The organism is Enterobacter cloacae complex sp. SHL021 (genome assembly GCF_049237765.1).
GTDB lineage: Bacteria > Pseudomonadota > Gammaproteobacteria > Enterobacterales > Enterobacteriaceae > Enterobacter > Enterobacter cloacae.
Genome location: NZ_JBMKJG010000004.1, coordinates 215,866 through 232,987 on the forward strand (window position 1 = coordinate 215,866; position 17,122 = coordinate 232,987).

The following is a 17,122-nucleotide window of genomic DNA, read 5'->3' on the forward strand; positions in this document are numbered from 1 at the left end:
ACATAATGAGTAGCGTAGATATTCTTGTTCCCGACCTGCCTGAATCTGTAGCAGATGCGACCGTCGCTACCTGGCATAAAAAACCAGGCGATGCCGTTAAGCGCGATGAAGTGCTGGTAGAAATCGAAACTGACAAAGTGGTACTGGAAGTACCGGCTTCGGCGGATGGCGTTCTGGACGCGGTGCTGGAAGACGAAGGCACCACCGTAACCTCTCGCCAGATCCTGGGTCGCCTGCGTGAAGGCAACAGCGCGGGCAAAGAGTCCAGCGCGAAGTCTGAAGAGAAAGCCTCTACGCCGGCTCAGCGCCAGCAGGCTTCTCTGGAAGAACAGACCAACGACGCGCTCAGCCCGGCGATCCGTCGCCTGCTGGCTGAACACAGCCTTGACCCGGCAGCCATCAAAGGTACCGGTGTAGGCGGTCGTCTGACCCGTGAAGACATCGACAAACACCTGGCGAAAGCGCCTGCTCAGGCAGAAGCGAAAGCCCCTGTGGCAGCACCAGCAGCACAGCCTGCTCTGGGTGCGCGCAGTGAAAAACGCGTGCCAATGACTCGCCTGCGTAAGCGTGTGGCAGAGCGTCTGCTGGAAGCGAAAAACTCCACCGCGATGCTGACCACCTTCAACGAAGTGAACATGAAGCCAATCATGGACCTGCGTAAGCAGTACGGTGACGCGTTTGAAAAACGTCACGGTATCCGTCTGGGCTTTATGTCCTTCTACGTGAAAGCGGTTGTTGAAGCGCTGAAACGCTACCCGGAAGTGAACGCGTCCATCGATGGTGATGACGTGGTTTACCACAACTATTTCGACGTCAGCATGGCGGTGTCTACGCCACGTGGTCTGGTGACTCCGGTTCTGCGTGATGTGGATACCCTGGGTATGGCCGACATCGAGAAAAATATTAAAGAGCTGGCCGTGAAAGGCCGCGACGGCAAGCTGACCGTAGACGACCTGACCGGCGGTAACTTCACCATTACCAACGGCGGCGTATTTGGCTCGCTGATGTCTACCCCGATCATCAACCCGCCGCAGAGCGCGATCCTGGGTATGCACGCCATTAAAGATCGTCCGATGGCGGTAGACGGTAAAGTGGAGATCCTGCCAATGATGTATCTGGCGCTCTCTTACGATCACCGTCTGATCGACGGCCGCGAGTCCGTGGGCTTCCTGGTAGCGATTAAAGAGCTGCTGGAAGATCCAACGCGTCTGCTGCTGGACGTCTAGTCCCTTTTAGCATCACCTGCCCTGTAGGCCGGATACGCCTTGCACCGGCCTGCTGGTTTGAAGATAACGATTACCCTGAAGGATGGATAGAACACATGAACTTACATGAATATCAGGCCAAACAGCTGTTTGCCCGGTATGGCTTACCGGCTCCGGTGGGTTATGCCTGTACTACCCCGCGTGAAGCAGAAGAAGCCGCATCTAAAATCGGTTCCGGCCCGTGGGTAGTTAAATGTCAGGTTCACGCTGGTGGCCGTGGTAAAGCGGGCGGTGTGAAGGTTGTTAAGAGCAAAGAAGAAATTCGTGCATTTGCTGAACATTGGCTCGGCAAGCGTCTGGTCACTTACCAGACAGATGCGAATGGCCAGCCAGTCAACCAGATCCTGGTTGAAGCGGCAACCGACATCGCGAAAGAGCTGTATCTGGGCGCGGTGGTAGACCGTAGCTCGCGTCGCGTGGTGTTCATGGCGTCTACCGAAGGCGGCGTGGAAATCGAAAAAGTGGCAGAAGAGACGCCACACCTGATCCATAAAGTGGCTATCGATCCACTGGCAGGTCCAATGCCTTACCAGGGCCGTGAGCTGGCGTTCAAACTGGGTCTGGAAGGCAAGCTGGTTCAGCAGTTCACCAAGATCTTCATGGGTCTGGCGACCATCTTCCTGGAGCGCGATCTGGCGCTGATCGAGATCAACCCGCTGGTGATCACCACTCAGGGCGATCTGATCTGCCTCGATGGCAAACTGGGTGCTGACGGCAATGCCCTGTTCCGCCAGCCGGATCTGCGCGAAATGCGTGACCAGTCTCAGGAAGACCCGCGTGAAGCACAGGCTGCTCAGTGGGAACTGAACTACGTGGCGCTGGATGGCAACATCGGCTGCATGGTTAACGGTGCGGGCCTGGCGATGGGCACCATGGACATCGTTAAGCTGCACGGCGGCGAGCCAGCGAACTTCCTCGACGTAGGCGGTGGCGCAACCAAAGAGCGCGTAACCGAAGCGTTCAAAATCATTCTCTCTGACGACAACGTGAAAGCCGTTCTGGTGAACATCTTCGGCGGTATCGTACGTTGCGACCTGATCGCAGACGGCATCATCGGCGCGGTAGAAGAAGTGGGCGTTAACGTTCCGGTTGTTGTGCGTCTTGAAGGTAACAACGCTGAACTCGGCGCGAAAAAACTGGCTGACAGCGGCCTGAATATTATTGCAGCGAAAAGTCTGACGGATGCAGCTCAGCAGGTTGTTGCCGCAGTGGAGGGGAAATAATGTCAGTTTTAATCAATAAAGATACCAAGGTTATCTGCCAGGGCTTCACCGGTAGCCAGGGGACTTTCCACTCCGAGCAGGCGATTGCCTACGGTACGCAGATGGTTGGCGGCGTAACACCAGGTAAAGGTGGCACCACGCACCTGGGCCTGCCGGTGTTCAACACCGTGCGTGAAGCCGTAGAAGCGACGGGCGCAACCGCGACCGTTATCTACGTTCCGGCACCGTTCTGCAAAGACTCCATTCTGGAAGCGATCGACGCTGGCATCAAACTGATCATCACCATCACTGAAGGTATCCCGACGCTGGATATGCTGACCGTGAAAGTGAAGCTGGACGAAGCGGGCGTGCGCATGATCGGCCCGAACTGCCCGGGCGTGATCACCCCAGGCGAATGCAAAATCGGCATCATGCCAGGTCACATTCACAAGCCGGGTAAAGTGGGCATCGTTTCCCGTTCCGGTACGCTGACCTATGAAGCGGTTAAGCAGACCACCGACTACGGCTTCGGCCAGTCCACCTGTGTGGGCATCGGCGGTGACCCAATCCCTGGCTCTAACTTCATCGACATCCTGAAGCTGTTCCAGGAAGATCCACAGACCGAAGCGATCGTCATGATCGGTGAGATCGGTGGTAGCGCGGAAGAAGAAGCGGCTGCTTACATCAAAGAACACGTAACCAAGCCAGTAGTCGGTTACATCGCGGGTGTGACCGCGCCGAAAGGTAAGCGTATGGGTCACGCAGGCGCGATTATCGCCGGTGGTAAAGGTACGGCTGATGAGAAATTCGCAGCGCTGGAAGCCGCAGGCGTGAAGACCGTTCGCAGCCTGGCGGATATCGGCGAAGCACTGAAATCCATCATTAAGTAAGTCCTCTCTGCGCCCTGAAAGGGGCGCGTTGAAATAAAAAATGTCCGTTTCGACATGGTTGGCCGCTGTAAAGCGGCCTTTTTTATTGCCTGCGTTTCGCCACGAGGGTGAATTTGTAATCGTCGGTATTGAACACGTTGCGGCTGTATTCGAAAACCCGGCCATCATTCAGGAAACCGCGGGAGACTTTTTCCAGGATCGGTTTTGCCGGATCGAGCGCCAGCGCGGCAATCGCCTCTTCTGAGGGCATGACCGGCACCAGCTCCTGTTCACTGCGATCGATGACCAGCTTTTTGATCTGTTCAACGTAGTGGTATTTCGACTTTTCCATCACTTCCCAGGTGAGGTCGGGGAACATCGCCAGCGGCATCCAGGTTTCTTCCAGGTTTACCGGCTTCTGCTTGATGAAGCGTACGCGCTTGACGTGCCAGACCTTATCATCCTCGCCAATTGCCAGCGTAGCCGCGAGTCTTGTATCGGCTTTTACCACTTCAAAAATTTTAACGTCGCTGTGCGTATCAACGTTGCGATCCGCCAGTTTTTCGTAAAAGCCGGTGAGCTGGTAAATGTCGTAATTGACCCGCTCCTCTTTCACATATGAACCACTGCCCTGGATGCTTTCGATGATCTGTTCGTCGGCAAGCAGTTTCAGGGCCTGCCGGACGGTGACGCGGCTGACGCTAAACGCCTCCTGAAGGCTGGATTCCGTTGGTAGCGCGTCACCCGGTTTTAATTCTCCGGCGTTAATTTTTTCGCGGAAGACATCCGCTATCTGCCGGTATCGCGGTTTATTGCCCATTTTATCGCGCCTGATTAATACCTTTTCAGAGAATTATGCATTCAACTAATGATTTGTAAATAATACAAATTAAATACAAATGTTGATGTTAGTGAAAATGATCACATAAATGTATTATCCTCTCTGCCACAATCCTCCGCAGACTATAACGATGCAACTGTGAGGATCTCTATGAACCTGACGACCCTGACCGATCCGCGTGCTGTCTGCGTTCAGGCGCAGTTTACCCGCCGTGATGAGGCAATACGTCAGCTCGCGATGCGGCTGGAGGCGCTGGGCAAAATCACTGACGCCGAGGCTTTTCTGGTGGACGTTTTTCAACGGGAATCGCTTGGCCCAACCGCGCTGGGTGAGGGGCTGGCTGTCCCCCATGGCAAATCGGCCACGGTAAAAGAGGCGGCATTTGCCGTCGCAACGCTGTGCGAGCCGCTGGAATGGGAAGGGGTGGACGGGCCGGAAGAGGTCACGCTCATTTTCCTGCTCGCGATCCCTCCGGCGGAAGCCGGATCAACGCATATTGAGGTGTTAACGGCGCTCACGTCTCGCCTGGCGGATGACGATCTCAGGGCCCGCGTAATGGCGGCGACCACGGCCGAAGGTGTGCTGACCGCGCTGGACGCCGCACCCGGGGAGCAGGCCGACGCCATCCAGGAGAGTGCCCCGACTATTGTCTGCGTTACCGCCTGCCCGGCCGGGATTGCCCACACCTATATGGCGGCGGAGTACCTGGAAAAAGCGGGACGCAGGATGGGCGTCAACGTGGTGGTGGAAAAGCAGGGGGCGAACGGTATTGAGGGACGCCTCACCTCGCAGCAACTGCAGGAGGCCAGAGCATGTATCTTTGCCGCAGAAGTGGCGATCAAAGAGAGTGAACGCTTTGCGGGGATCCCCACCGTTTCCGTACCCGTTGCGGAACCACTACGCCATGCTGAAGCGTTAATAGAACGCGCGCTGGCGTTAAAGCCTGCCGACGCTGCGCGGCATGCGCCCGTCGATACTGAAACAAAAAAGAGTGTCAAAACCGAGCTCAAGCAGGCGCTCCTGAGCGGCATCTCCTTTGCGGTGCCGTTGATTGTTGCCGGTGGTACGGTGCTGGCCGTGTCGGTATTGCTGGCGCAAATCCTGGGGCTGCAGCACTTGTTCGATCAGGAAAATTCGTGGCTGTGGATGTACCGCAAGCTTGGCGGCGGCATGCTTGGTATGCTGATGGTTCCCGTTCTGGCGGCGTATACCGCTTATTCACTGGCGGATAAACCGGCGCTGACGCCGGGTTTCGCTGCCGGTCTGGCTGCCAATATGATTGGTTCCGGTTTTCTGGGGGCCATCGCAGGCGGGCTGATTGCGGGCTACCTGATGCGCTGGGTGAAAAATCACATACGCCTCAGTAGCCGCTTCAACGGCTTCTTAACCTTTTATCTTTATCCGGTTATTGGCGTGCTGGGCGCAGGCAGCCTGATGCTGTTTGTGATCGGCGAACCGGTGGCCTGGATAAACAACGCGCTCACCGCCTGGCTTAATGGTCTTTCTGGCGCGAATGCGCTGCTCCTGGGCGCGATCCTTGGCTTTATGTGTTCGTTCGATTTGGGCGGGCCGGTCAACAAAGCCTCCTACGCGTTCTGCCTCGGGGCGATGGCCAACGGGGTATATGGCCCCTATGCGATTTTCGCCTCCGTCAAGATGGTCTCGGCCTTTACCGTGACGGCGTCAACGATGCTGGCGCCGAGATTGTTTAAGCCGTTTGAAATTGAAACCGGCAAATCAACGTGGCTGCTTGGCCTCGCGGGCATTACCGAAGGGGCGATACCGATGGCGATTGAAGATCCCCTCCGCGTCATTGGCTCATTTGTGCTGGGCTCCATGGTGACAGGGGCGATTGTTGGCGCGATGGGGATCGGCCTGTCCACGCCGGGCGCAGGCATTTTCTCGCTCTTTTTACTTCATGATGCAGGGCTGAGCGGTGTGGTTGCAGCGGCAGGCTGGTTTGGCGCGGCGCTGGTGGGGACCGCTATCTCCACATTTATTCTGCTGCTCTGGCGACGTCAGGCGGTCAAAACGGGCAAATACATCACTGAAGACGCCATACCGTAAAACGCACAACACAGGAAACGAAGATGAAAGCTGTATCTCGCGTTCATATCACGCCGCATATGCACTGGGACCGTGAGTGGTACTTCACCACCGAAGAGTCGCGTATTCTTCTGGTCAATAATATGGAAGAGATCCTGACCCGTCTGGAGCAGGACGAGGCCTATAAATATTACGTTCTCGACGGTCAGACGGCAGTGCTGGAGGATTACTTTGCCGTCAAGCCCGAAAACCGCTCGCGGGTGAAGGCACTTGTCGAGCGCGGAAAACTGATTATCGGCCCGTGGTATACCCAGACCGATACCACGATCGTCAGCGGCGAGTCGATTGTCCGCAACCTGATGTACGGTATTCGCGACTGTATGGCGTTCGGCGAGCCGATGATGATCGGTTATCTGCCGGATTCGTTTGGGATGTCAGGCCAGCTTCCGCATATTTATAACGGCTTTGGCATTACCCGCACGATGTTCTGGCGCGGCTGTTCTGAACGACACGGTACCGATAAAACCGAATTTCTCTGGCAGAGCCAGGACGGCAGTGAAGTGACGGCACAGGTGCTGCCGCTGGGCTATGCGATTGGTAAGTACTTACCTGAGGATGAGGCCGGGTTACGAAGACGGCTCGACAGTTATTTCGAGGTCCTGGAAAACGCCTCCGTCACCAAAGAGATTTTGCTGCCCAACGGCCACGACCAGATGCCGCTGCAGCAGAACCTTTTTGCGGTGATGGAGAAGCTTCGTGAAATCTATCCGCAACGTCAGTTTGTGATGAGCCGCTTCGAGGAGGTGTTTGACCATATTGAGGCGCGGCGCGATGAACTGGCGACGCTGAAAGGGGAGTTTATCGACGGGAAATACATGCGTGTGCACCGGACAATCGGCTCCACGCGCATGGATATTAAAATCGCCCATGCGCGTATCGAGAATAAAATCGTCAACGTGCTTGAGCCGCTGGCGACGCTTGCCTGGACTCTCGGCTTCGACTATCACCACGGTCTGCTGGAGAAAATGTGGAAAGAGATCCTCAAGAATCACGCCCACGACAGCATCGGCTGCTGCTGCAGCGATAAGGTGCATCGCGAGATTGTCTCCCGCTTTGAGCTGGCTGAGGATATGGCAGACAACCTGGTGCGCTTCTATATGCGCAAGATTGTCGACAACATGCCGCAATCCGACGCCGATAAGCTGGTGATGTTCAACCTGATGCCCTGGCCGCGTGAAGAGGTGATGAACACCACGATTCGGCTGCGCGCCAGCCAGTTTCGTCTGCGTGATGAGAAAGGCAACGAGATCCCGTATTTCATTCGCAGCGCGCGCGAGCTCGACCCTGGTCTCATTGACCGGCAGATTGTCCATTACGGCAACTACGAACCGTTTATGGAGTTTGATATCCAGCTCAGCCAGATCCTGCCGTCGATGGGCTACCGTACGCTGTTTATAGAACCGCGCGTAGCCGGAAAGGTGCTCTCTCCGGCGCAAAACACCGGTGCTTTAATCGAAAATGCTTTCTGGCAGATTGATATAAACGACGACGGTACGCTGCGTCTGCGCGACAAAGAAACCGGCCTGATTTACGACCGGGTACTGGAGATTGAAGAGAGTTCGGATGATGGCGATGAGTACGACTACTCGCCTTCACGGAAAGAGTGGAGACTCACTTCAGCACAGGGCGAGCATCAGGTTGAGGTCATACACGAAGCCTGGCAGAGCAGGGCGGTGATCCGCCACCGTATTGCTGTACCGGCAAACCTCTCTGAACGCGCTGCACGTCAGCGAAAGGGTTCTCTTGATGTGGCATTTGACATTACGCTCAGCCACAACAGCAGACGTATTGATGTGGCGGTGCGTCTGGATAACCAGGCGGATGACCACCGCGTTCGGGTGCTGATCCCCACACCGTTTACGACTCAGCACGTGCTCGCGGATACGCAGTTTGGCACCATGACTCGCCCCGTGCAGGACGCTGCGATGCAACGCTGGCAGGAAGAGGGCTGGAAAGAAGCGCCCGTTCCTGTCTGGAATTTGCTCAACTATGCCGTGCTGCAGGAAAAGCGAAACGGGCTTGCGCTGTTTACAGAAGGACTACGTGAATTTGAAGTGGTGGGCGATACCAAAAAAGCCTTTGCGCTGACTCTGCTGCGCGGCGTGGGGTTACTCGGAAAAGAAGATTTGCTGTTGCGCCCTGGCAGACCTTCGGGGATCAAGATGCCCGTCCCGGATTCCCAGATGCGTGGTCCGTTAACCTGCCGTTTTAGCCTGTTCAGTTTCAGTGGCACCCCTGAAAGCTCGGGCGTCACGCAGCAGGCTAAGGCGTGGTTAACGCCGGTGCAGTGCTATAACAAGATCCCCTGGGATGCGATGAAATTAAACCGTGCGTCGTTCACCACGCCGGAAAGTTACAGTCTGCTGGCGCTTTCCCCGACGGGATGCGTGCTCAGCGCGCTCAAAAAAGCGGAAGATCGGGATGAACTTATTCTTCGCCTGTTCAACCCTTCGGAGTCCAGCGTCTGCGAGACGACGTTATCCGTTAACCCGGCGTTGAAACGGTGCGGCGAAACGGACCTGAATGAACGGTTACTGGATGATCGTAAAGAGCAGGGGATTACCGGCACGTTCAGACCGGGGCAGTCACGAACCTTTAGCATTCTTCTTGCCTGAAAAACGAAAAAAGGCTGCCAAGTGCAGCCTTTTTTCATTAAATAGTCACGCTACGGTGTTAACTTATAGAGCGCGAAAAGTAAATTAAATGTAATTTCGAAGGGTTGCAGTCAAACTCTGGAAAAATAACCTGGCCCGACTACGCTTTAAGGATTGCCCTGCGTCTAAAAGGTGTTTTTCTTTTGCGTTAATTAAAATCACTTCTGTTTATATTTTTTCCCTTCTTCGATAACCAATCACAGCTTTGTATGCACATATCGTTAACATGGTTTTTACCATTCTTACCGCGTTTAAACATAGTTAACATCGGTCGTTGTTTTTGATTTAAATCAAAGTTTAATCCTTGGAAAAAGGTGCTTAAAAGCGCTAAATTGTCCCCGATCAAAATGGTCGAAAAGTGGTAATTTTGCTATAAATTGATCGCCGTCGAAAAACGTAAATATGATTCAATAAAAACCTGTTTATTGTAAGGGTTTTGCAGCGTATTATATTTGCGGGACCAATTTGAGTTTTTTATTAACGTATTTGTAACCTTTCATCACTGCTTTTTCATTCTGTAGAGAATAGGCAACGAAGAAGGGGAGCAGATAACTTTGTATTGGGGCATGCGTGTGGATCCTTTTCCTGGGGTTCACTCTCGGAGTCTTCATGCGATGAGCAAGGAGTCATAATGTTAGACGTAGTCGAACTGTCGCGCTTACAGTTTGCCTTGACCGCGATGTACCACTTCCTGTTTGTGCCGCTGACGCTCGGTATGGCGTTCCTGCTGGCCATCATGGAAACGGTATACGTTCTGTCCGGCAAACAGATTTATAAAGATATGACCAAGTTCTGGGGCAAGTTGTTTGGTATCAACTTCGCACTGGGCGTGGCTACCGGTTTGACCATGGAGTTCCAGTTCGGGACTAACTGGTCATATTATTCCCACTATGTAGGGGATATCTTCGGTGCGCCGCTGGCCATTGAAGGTCTGATGGCCTTCTTCCTCGAATCCACCTTTGTAGGTCTGTTCTTCTTCGGCTGGGACCGTCTGGGCAAAGTCCAGCATATGGCGGTGACCTGGCTGGTGGCATTAGGGTCTAACCTGTCCGCGCTGTGGATCCTGGTGGCAAACGGCTGGATGCAGAACCCGATTGCGTCTGATTTCAACTTCGAAACCATGCGTATGGAGATGGTCAGCTTTGCCGAGCTGGTCCTGAACCCGGTTGCTCAGGTTAAATTCGTCCACACCGTGGCCTCTGGCTATGTGTGCGGCGCGATGTTCATTCTGGGCATCAGCTCCTACTATATGCTGCGTGGTCGTGACTTCGCCTTCGCTAAACGTTCCTTTGCTATCGCTGCAAGCTTCGGTATGGCTGCCATCCTCTCCGTTATCGTGCTGGGTGATGAATCCGGTTATGAAATGGGTGACGTACAGAAAACCAAGCTCGCCGCAATCGAAGCTGAATGGGAAACCCAACCGGCCCCGGCTGCCTTTACCCTGTTCGGTATTCCGGACCAGGACGCCCAGGAAAACCGCTTCGCCATTCAAATTCCTTATGCGCTGGGTATCATCGCCACCCGTTCTGTTGACAAACAGGTGACGGGTCTGAAAGAGCTGATGGAGCAGCACGAAGGCCGTATCCGTAACGGTATGAAAGCCTACGCTCTGCTGGAACAGCTGCGTGACGGTTCTACCGACCAGGCCGTTCGTGACCAGTTCAACGACGTGAAGAAAGATCTGGGCTACGGTCTGCTGCTGAAACGCTATACCCCGAACGTCTCCGACGCGACGGAAGCGCAGATCCAGATGGCAACCAAAGACTCTATTCCACGCGTAGCGCCACTCTACTTTGCATTCCGTATCATGGTAGGCTGCGGCATCATCATGCTGCTGATCATTGCGGCGTCCTTCTGGTCTGTGATTCGTAACCGCATCGGCGAGAAAAAATGGCTGCTGCGTACGGCGCTGTATGCTATCCCGCTGCCGTGGATCGCAATTGAGTCCGGCTGGTTTGTTGCGGAGTATGGACGTCAGCCATGGGCGATTGGTGAGGTGCTGCCAACGGCGGTGGCCAACTCCTCGCTGACAGCAGGCGATCTGATCTTCTCAATGCTGCTGATCTGTGGTCTCTACACCCTGTTCCTGGTGGCTGAACTGTTCCTGATGTTCAAGTTCGCGCGCCTTGGCCCAAGCAGCCTGAAAACCGGTCGCTATCACTACGAGCAGTCCGGTGTGACTACTCAGCCGGCACGCTAAGACAGGAGTCATCAAATGATCGATTATGAAGTATTGCGTTTTATCTGGTGGCTGTTGATCGGTGTTCTGCTGATCGGTTTTGCTGTCACGGATGGTTTCGACATGGGGGTGGGGATGCTCACCCGTTTCCTCGGTCGTAATGACACCGAGCGTCGAATCATGATCAACTCCATCGCCCCACACTGGGACGGTAACCAGGTGTGGCTGATCACCGCAGGCGGCGCGCTGTTTGCTGCCTGGCCGATGGTTTACGCGGCTGCGTTTTCCGGTTTCTACGTGGCGATGATTCTGGTTCTGGCGTCTTTATTCTTCCGTCCGGTCGGTTTCGACTACCGTTCCAAGATTGAAGACACCCGCTGGCGTAACATGTGGGACTGGGGCATCTTCATTGGTAGCTTCGTTCCACCGCTGGTGATTGGTGTGGCATTCGGTAACCTGCTACAGGGTGTACCGTTCCACATGGACGAGTACATGCGTCTTTACTACACCGGTAACTTCTTCCAGCTGCTGAATCCGTTTGGTCTGCTGGCAGGCGTAGTCAGTGTGGCGATGATCATCACCCAGGGCGCAACCTATCTGCAGATGCGTACTGTTGGTGAGCTGCATCTGCGTTCTCGTGCAACGGCTCAGGTTGCTGCCCTGATCACACTGGTCTGCTTCGCGCTGGCAGGTGTTTGGGTGGTCTACGGTATTGATGGTTACGTGGTGACGTCTGCGATTAACCACGTCGCGCCGTCTAACCCGCTGACCAAAGAAGTGGCGCGTGAGGCCGGTGCATGGCTGGTGAACTTCAACGCGATGCCTGTGCTGTGGGCTATTCCGGCGTTGGGTGTGTTGCTGCCGCTGCTGACGGTTCTGACGTCTCGTCTGGAAAAAGGCGCTCTGGCGTTCGTGTTCTCATCACTGACGCTGGCGTGCATCATCCTGACTGCAGGTATCGCTATGTTCCCATTCGTGATGCCATCCAGCACCATGCTGAATGCTAGCCTGACCATGTGGGATGCAACCTCCAGCCATATGACGCTGAACTTAATGACTTATGTTGCTTGCGTGTTCGTTCCGATTGTTCTGGCCTACACCATCTGGTGTTACTGGAAAATGTTCGGTCGTATCACTAAAGAACATATCGAAAGCAACACCCACTCTATGTACTAAGTAAGGAGCTGAATATGTGGTATTTCGCATGGATTTTAGGGACGCTTCTTGCCTGTGCTTTTGGTGTCATCACTGCCCTGGCGCTTGAGCACGTTGAAGCGACCAAAGCGGGTGAAGAAAAACACTAATGAATATTATCGCAACGTTATATGCGGTAATGGATAAGCGCCCGTTACGGGCGCTTTCTTTAGTGATGGCATTACTGCTGGCAGGGTGTATCTTCTGGGACCCTTCGCGTTTTGCAGCGAAGACCAGTGAGCTTGAGATCTGGCACGGCTTTCTCATTATGTGGGCGGTGTGCGCAGGTGTGATCCACGGCGTAGGCTTTCGTCCGAAAGCGATTCACTGGCAGGGCATTTTCTGCCCGCTTATTGCCGATATCGTGCTGCTTGCTGGATTGATTTTCTTCTTCTTCTGAATAAGAAATGTCCGTTAACCATATGGGCTTACCCGAGCCCATAAAAATTTACTCTCCGTTTACTTTCTCCCATTCCAAACCATCATTCCCGCGCGTATAGTAGCGAAGTTTAAAGCATAAACTTTTGTTGCATTACCGGGATGTAAAGTGAATACAACGCTGTTTCGATGGCCGGTTCGTGTCTATTACGAAGATACCGATGCCGGTGGTGTGGTTTACCACGCCAGCTACGTTGCTTTTTATGAACGGGCACGCACAGAGATGCTGCGCCATCATCACTTTAGTCAACAGGTACTGTTGGCTGAGCGAGTTGCCTTTGTGGTACGCAAGATGACGCTTGAGTATTTTGCGCCTGCCAGACTCGACGATATGCTCGAAGTCCAAACTGAAATTACATCAATGCGCGGAACCTCGCTGGTTTTCACGCAGCGGATAGTCAATGCAGAGAACACCGTACTGAACTCAGCTGAAGTACTGATTGTCTGTGTTGATCCAACCATAATGAAGCCTCGTGCGCTTCCTAAGTCTATTGTCGCGGAGTTTAAGCAGTGACTGACATGAATATCCTTGATTTGTTCCTGAAGGCAAGCCTTCTGGTTAAACTTATCATGCTGATTTTGATTGGTTTTTCAATCGCATCCTGGGCCATCATCATCCAGAGAACGCGTATTCTCAATGCGGCTGGCCGTGAAGCGGAAGCGTTTGAAGACAAGTTCTGGTCGGGTATCGAACTGTCCCGTCTGTATCAGGAAAGTCAGGGTCGTCGCGATAGTCTCGCTGGCTCCGAACAAATTTTCTACAGCGGATTCAAAGAGTTTGCCCGTCTGCACCGTGCGAACAGCCATGCACCTGAAGCGGTGGTGGAAGGGGCCTCGCGTGCGATGCGTATCTCCATGAACCGCGAGCTGGAAAATCTTGAAACGCACATTCCTTTCCTGGGAACGGTGGGGTCCATCAGCCCGTATATCGGCCTGTTTGGTACGGTGTGGGGGATTATGCACGCCTTTATCGCGCTGGGCGCAGTGAAGCAGGCGACGTTGCAGATGGTTGCACCGGGTATTGCAGAAGCACTGATTGCAACCGCTATCGGTCTGTTTGCGGCAATCCCGGCGGTTATGGCTTACAACCGTCTGAACCAGCGCGTGAATAAACTGGAACTGAACTACGACAACTTCATGGAAGAGTTCACCGCGATTCTGCACCGTCAGGCGTTTACCAGCACCGAGAGCAACAAGGGGTAAACCATGGCCAGATCGCGTGGACGAGGTCGTCGCGAGCTCAAGTCCGAAATCAATATCGTTCCGCTGCTGGACGTACTGCTGGTGTTGCTGCTGATCTTTATGGCGACAGCGCCCATCATTACCCAGAGCGTGGAAGTTGATCTGCCGGATGCGACAGAATCACAGGCGGTAAGCACCAATGACGATCCTCCGGTCATCATTGAGGTTTCCGGCGTAGGGCAATACAGCGTCGTGGTAGAGAAAGATCGTATGGATCAGCTACCGCCGGAGCAGGTGATTGCTGAAGCGCAACGACGCCTGGAGTCAAATCCGAAAACGGTCTTCTTAATCGGTGGTGCGAAAGACGTGCCTTACGATGAAATTATTAAAGCGCTGAACTTGCTACATAGTGCGGGTGTTAAGTCTGTCGGCTTAATGACTCAGCCTATTTGATCATCCGCGTAGTTTTTGGGAACCGATAGTGTCAAAGGCAACCGAACAGAACGACAAGCTTAAGCGAGCGATAATCGTCTCCGCAGTGCTGCATGTGATCCTTTTTGCAGGGCTGATCTGGAGTTCGTTCGACGAGCATATTGATGCATCAGGCGGCGGTGGCGGTTCTTCTATCGACGCCGTCATGGTGGATCCCGGTGCGGTCGTGCAGAACTATAACCGTCAGCAACAGCAGCAGGCGAGTGCAAAACGGGCTGAAGAGCAGCGAGAAAAACAGGCGCAACAGCAAGCGGAGGAACTGCGTGAAAAGCAGGCCGCCGAGCAGGAACGTCTGAAGCAGCTTGAGAAAGAACGTTTGCAGGCGCAGGAAGCCGCGAAAGAGCAGGCAGAACAGCAGAAGCAAGCCGAAGAGGCCGCGAAGAAAGCCCAGGAACAGCAAAAGCAGGCGGAAGAGGCGGCAGCGAAAGCCGCAGCGGATGCCAAAGCACAGGCTGATGCCCAGGCGAAATTAGCGGCAGAAGCGGCGAAGAAAGCCGCTGCCGACGCCCAGAAGAAAGCGGAAGCGGAAGCCGCGAAGAAAGCCGCCGCTGATGCTCAGAAGAAAGCGGAAGCGGAAGCCGCGAAAAAAGCCGCTGCTGATGCTCAGAAGAAAGCGGAAGCCGAAGCTGCGAAAAAAGCGGCTCAGGAAGCCGAGAAGAAAGCGGCTGCCGAGGCTGCGAAGAAAGCCGCCGCTGCCGAGAAAGCTGCCGCAGAAAAAGCCGCCGCTGCTGAAAAAGCGGCTGCGGAGAAGAAAGCTGCCGCCGAGAAAGCGGCTGCCGACAAAAAAGCTGCAGCTGAGAAGGCTGCTGCCGATAAAAAAGCGGCTGCTGAAAAAGCTGCAGCGAAAAAGGCTGCTGCAGAGAAAGCTGCTGCCGCTGCGGGCGTTGACGATCTGCTGGGCGATCTCAGTTCCGGTAAGAATGCGCCGAAAACAGGCGGTGGGGCGAAAGGAAACAACGCAGCACCGACAGGAAGTGGTAACACTAAGAGCAACGGTGCGACAGGGGCTGAAATCAATGGCTATGCTGCGCAGATTAAATCCGCTATCGAAAGCCGATTCTATGATGCGTCTTCCTATACCGGTAAAACGTGTACGCTGCGTATAAAACTGGCGCCGGACGGCATGCTTCTTGATATTAAGTCTGAAGGTGGGGATCCCGCTTTGTGTACTGCAGCTCAGGCTGCAGCACGTCAGGCGAAGATGCCTAAACCACCGTCTCAGGCAGTCTACGAAGTCTTTAAAAATGCACCGCTGGACTTCAAACCTTAAGTTACATTTTCCCCGTGCAAACGGGGAAAAATAGACCAGGTTTAGTCACAGGGTTTAGTAGTTTTGTCTATTTGGGTTTGTTAACATTCTGCTAAATTATCGTGGGTAAGGTTACCCAGATAAGGGAGATATGATGAAGCAGGCATTACGTGTAGCATTTAGTTTCTTAATGCTGTGGGCAGCTGTACTGCACGCAGAAGTACGTATCGAGATCACCCAGGGGGTGGACTCGGCACGCCCAATCGGTGTAGTTCCATTCCAGTGGGCTGGCCCTGGTGCGGCGCCTGAAGATGCCGGCGGCATCGTGGCAGCTGACCTGCGTAACAGCGGTAAATTCAACCCGTTAGATCGTTCTCGTCTGCCTCAGCAGCCGGGTAGCGCGCAGGAAGTTCAGCCTGCCGCGTGGTCTGCACTGGGCATTGATGCCGTGGTTGTGGGTCAGGTTACCCCTAACCCGGACGGCTCTTACAACGTGGCCTGGCAGCTGGTGGATACCGGTGGTGCACCGGGTACCGTTCTGGCTCAGAACTCTTACAAGGTCACTAAACAGTACCTGCGCTATGCGGCTCACGCTGCCAGCGATGCGGTATTCGAAAAACTGACCGGTATTAAAGGTGCGTTCCGTACCCGTATCGCCTATGTGGTACAGACCAACGGCGGCCAGTTCCCGTATGAGCTGCGCGTCTCTGACTACGACGGTTACAACCAGTTCCTGGTGAAACGCTCTTCTCAGCCACTGATGTCTCCAGCCTGGTCTCCGGACGGGTCTAAACTGGCTTACGTGACCTTCGAAAGCGGTCGTTCTGCGCTGGTTATCCAGACGCTGGCTAACGGTGCTGTTCGTCAGGTGGCGTCGTTCCCGCGTCACAACGGTGCGCCTTCGTTCTCGCCGGACGGCTCTAAGCTGGCCTTTGCGCTGTCCAAAACCGGTAGCCTGAACCTGTACGTGATGGACATTGGTTCTGGTCAGATCCGTCAGGTGACGGATGGTCGCAGCAACAACACGGAACCATCCTGGTTCCCGGACAGCCAGAACCTGGCGTTTACCTCTGACCAGGCAGGCCGTCCACAAATCTATAAAGTGAACATCAACGGCGGGGCTCCGCAGCGTATCACCTGGGAAGGCTCTCAGAACCAGAACGCAGATGTGAGCAGCGACGGTAAATTTATGGTAATGGTCAGCTCCAACGGTGGGCAGCAGCACATTGCCAAACAAGATCTGGTAGCGGGTGGCGTCCAAGTTCTGTCGTCAACGTTCCTGGATGAAACGCCAAGTCTGGCACCTAACGGCACTATGGTAATCTACAGCTCTTCTCAGGGGATGGGATCTGTGCTGAATCTGGTTTCTACAGATGGGCGTTTCAAAGCGCGTATTCCGGCAACTGATGGACAGGTAAAATCCCCTGCCTGGTCGCCGTATCTGTAAATAA

At 54.3% G+C, this 17,122-nt stretch carries 15 protein-coding genes; 14 read left to right on the forward strand and 1 reads right to left on the reverse strand.

Translation table 11 applies throughout. The annotated features are described in order from the left end of the window. Nucleotides 1-5 precede the first annotated feature (5 nt). The 3 genes from odhB (at nt 6) to sucD (ending at nt 3,357) form a co-directional block, all read left to right on the forward strand. Nucleotides 6-1,226 carry a 2-oxoglutarate dehydrogenase complex dihydrolipoyllysine-residue succinyltransferase gene (odhB, locus tag ACOTZF_RS05820; protein WP_013097540.1) on the forward strand — a complete coding sequence of 407 codons (1,221 nt, stop codon included), beginning with the start codon at nt 6-8 and terminating at the stop codon, nt 1,224-1,226. Between the two features lie 95 nt (nt 1,227-1,321). Beyond that, nucleotides 1,322-2,488: an ADP-forming succinate--CoA ligase subunit beta gene (sucC, locus tag ACOTZF_RS05825; RefSeq protein ID WP_006809579.1), complete on the forward strand. Its 1,167-nt coding sequence runs from the start codon at nt 1,322-1,324 to the stop codon at nt 2,486-2,488. Next, nucleotides 2,488-3,357, forward strand: a complete 870-nt coding sequence (sucD, locus tag ACOTZF_RS05830) for a succinate--CoA ligase subunit alpha (protein ID WP_008501094.1) — start codon at nt 2,488-2,490, stop codon at nt 3,355-3,357. Before sucC ends, sucD begins: the two co-directional genes overlap by 1 nt. 82 nt (nt 3,358-3,439) lie before the next feature. Here the strand turns inward: sucD and ACOTZF_RS05835 are convergent, their stop codons facing one another. After that, nucleotides 3,440-4,156, reverse strand: coding sequence for a GntR family transcriptional regulator (locus tag ACOTZF_RS05835; protein WP_038986094.1), 717 nt, complete (start codon nt 4,154-4,156; stop codon nt 3,440-3,442). A gap of 171 nt (nt 4,157-4,327) precedes the next feature. Between ACOTZF_RS05835 and mngA the strand changes: the two genes are divergently transcribed. The 11 genes from mngA to tolB all read left to right on the forward strand — a co-directional run bounded on the left by mngA (nt 4,328) and on the right by tolB (nt 17,118). Continuing rightward, nucleotides 4,328-6,244, forward strand: a complete 1,917-nt coding sequence (gene mngA / locus ACOTZF_RS05840) for a PTS 2-O-a-mannosyl-D-glycerate transporter subunit IIABC (protein WP_013097538.1) — start codon at nt 4,328-4,330, stop codon at nt 6,242-6,244. Nucleotides 6,245-6,267: 23 nt separating this feature from the next. Continuing rightward, nucleotides 6,268-8,898, forward strand: coding sequence for a mannosylglycerate hydrolase (mngB, locus tag ACOTZF_RS05845; protein ID WP_129317845.1), 2,631 nt, complete (start codon nt 6,268-6,270; stop codon nt 8,896-8,898). A 670-nt stretch (nt 8,899-9,568) separates the two neighbouring features. Further along, a complete protein-coding gene (gene cydA, locus ACOTZF_RS05850; RefSeq protein WP_129251513.1) occupies nt 9,569-11,137 on the forward strand; it encodes a cytochrome ubiquinol oxidase subunit I in 1,569 nt (522 codons plus the stop codon). A 15-nt stretch (nt 11,138-11,152) separates the two neighbouring features. Then, on the forward strand, nt 11,153-12,292 hold the full coding sequence (gene cydB / locus ACOTZF_RS05855) for a cytochrome d ubiquinol oxidase subunit II (protein ID WP_013097535.1): 1,140 nt from the start codon (nt 11,153-11,155) through the stop codon (nt 12,290-12,292). A 14-nt stretch (nt 12,293-12,306) separates the two neighbouring features. Further along, nucleotides 12,307-12,420 carry a cytochrome bd-I oxidase subunit CydX gene (cydX, locus tag ACOTZF_RS05860; RefSeq protein ID WP_003858598.1) on the forward strand — a complete coding sequence of 38 codons (114 nt, stop codon included), beginning with the start codon at nt 12,307-12,309 and terminating at the stop codon, nt 12,418-12,420. After that, nucleotides 12,420-12,710 (forward strand): cyd operon protein YbgE, encoded by a 291-nt coding sequence (ybgE, locus tag ACOTZF_RS05865; protein ID WP_038418916.1) that lies wholly within the window; start codon nt 12,420-12,422, stop codon nt 12,708-12,710. The genes cydX and ybgE overlap by 1 nt, the downstream gene beginning before the upstream one ends. 147 nt (nt 12,711-12,857) lie before the next feature. Next, nucleotides 12,858-13,262, forward strand: coding sequence for a tol-pal system-associated acyl-CoA thioesterase (ybgC, locus tag ACOTZF_RS05870; protein WP_003858593.1), 405 nt, complete (start codon nt 12,858-12,860; stop codon nt 13,260-13,262). Continuing rightward, nucleotides 13,259-13,951, forward strand: a complete 693-nt coding sequence (gene tolQ / locus ACOTZF_RS05875; protein WP_013097532.1) for a Tol-Pal system protein TolQ — start codon at nt 13,259-13,261, stop codon at nt 13,949-13,951. Before ybgC ends, tolQ begins: the two co-directional genes overlap by 4 nt. A 3-nt stretch (nt 13,952-13,954) precedes the next feature. Then, entirely contained in the window at nt 13,955-14,383 is a 429-nt protein-coding gene (gene tolR, locus ACOTZF_RS05880; RefSeq protein ID WP_003858589.1) for a colicin uptake protein TolR, read from the forward strand. 28 nt (nt 14,384-14,411) lie between these two features. Continuing rightward, on the forward strand, nt 14,412-15,692 hold the full coding sequence (gene tolA, locus ACOTZF_RS05885; protein WP_102751686.1) for a cell envelope integrity protein TolA: 1,281 nt from the start codon (nt 14,412-14,414) through the stop codon (nt 15,690-15,692). 133 nt (nt 15,693-15,825) lie between these two features. Then, on the forward strand, nt 15,826-17,118 hold the full coding sequence (tolB, locus tag ACOTZF_RS05890) for a Tol-Pal system beta propeller repeat protein TolB (RefSeq protein WP_013097529.1): 1,293 nt from the start codon (nt 15,826-15,828) through the stop codon (nt 17,116-17,118). Nucleotides 17,119-17,122 lie beyond the last annotated feature (4 nt).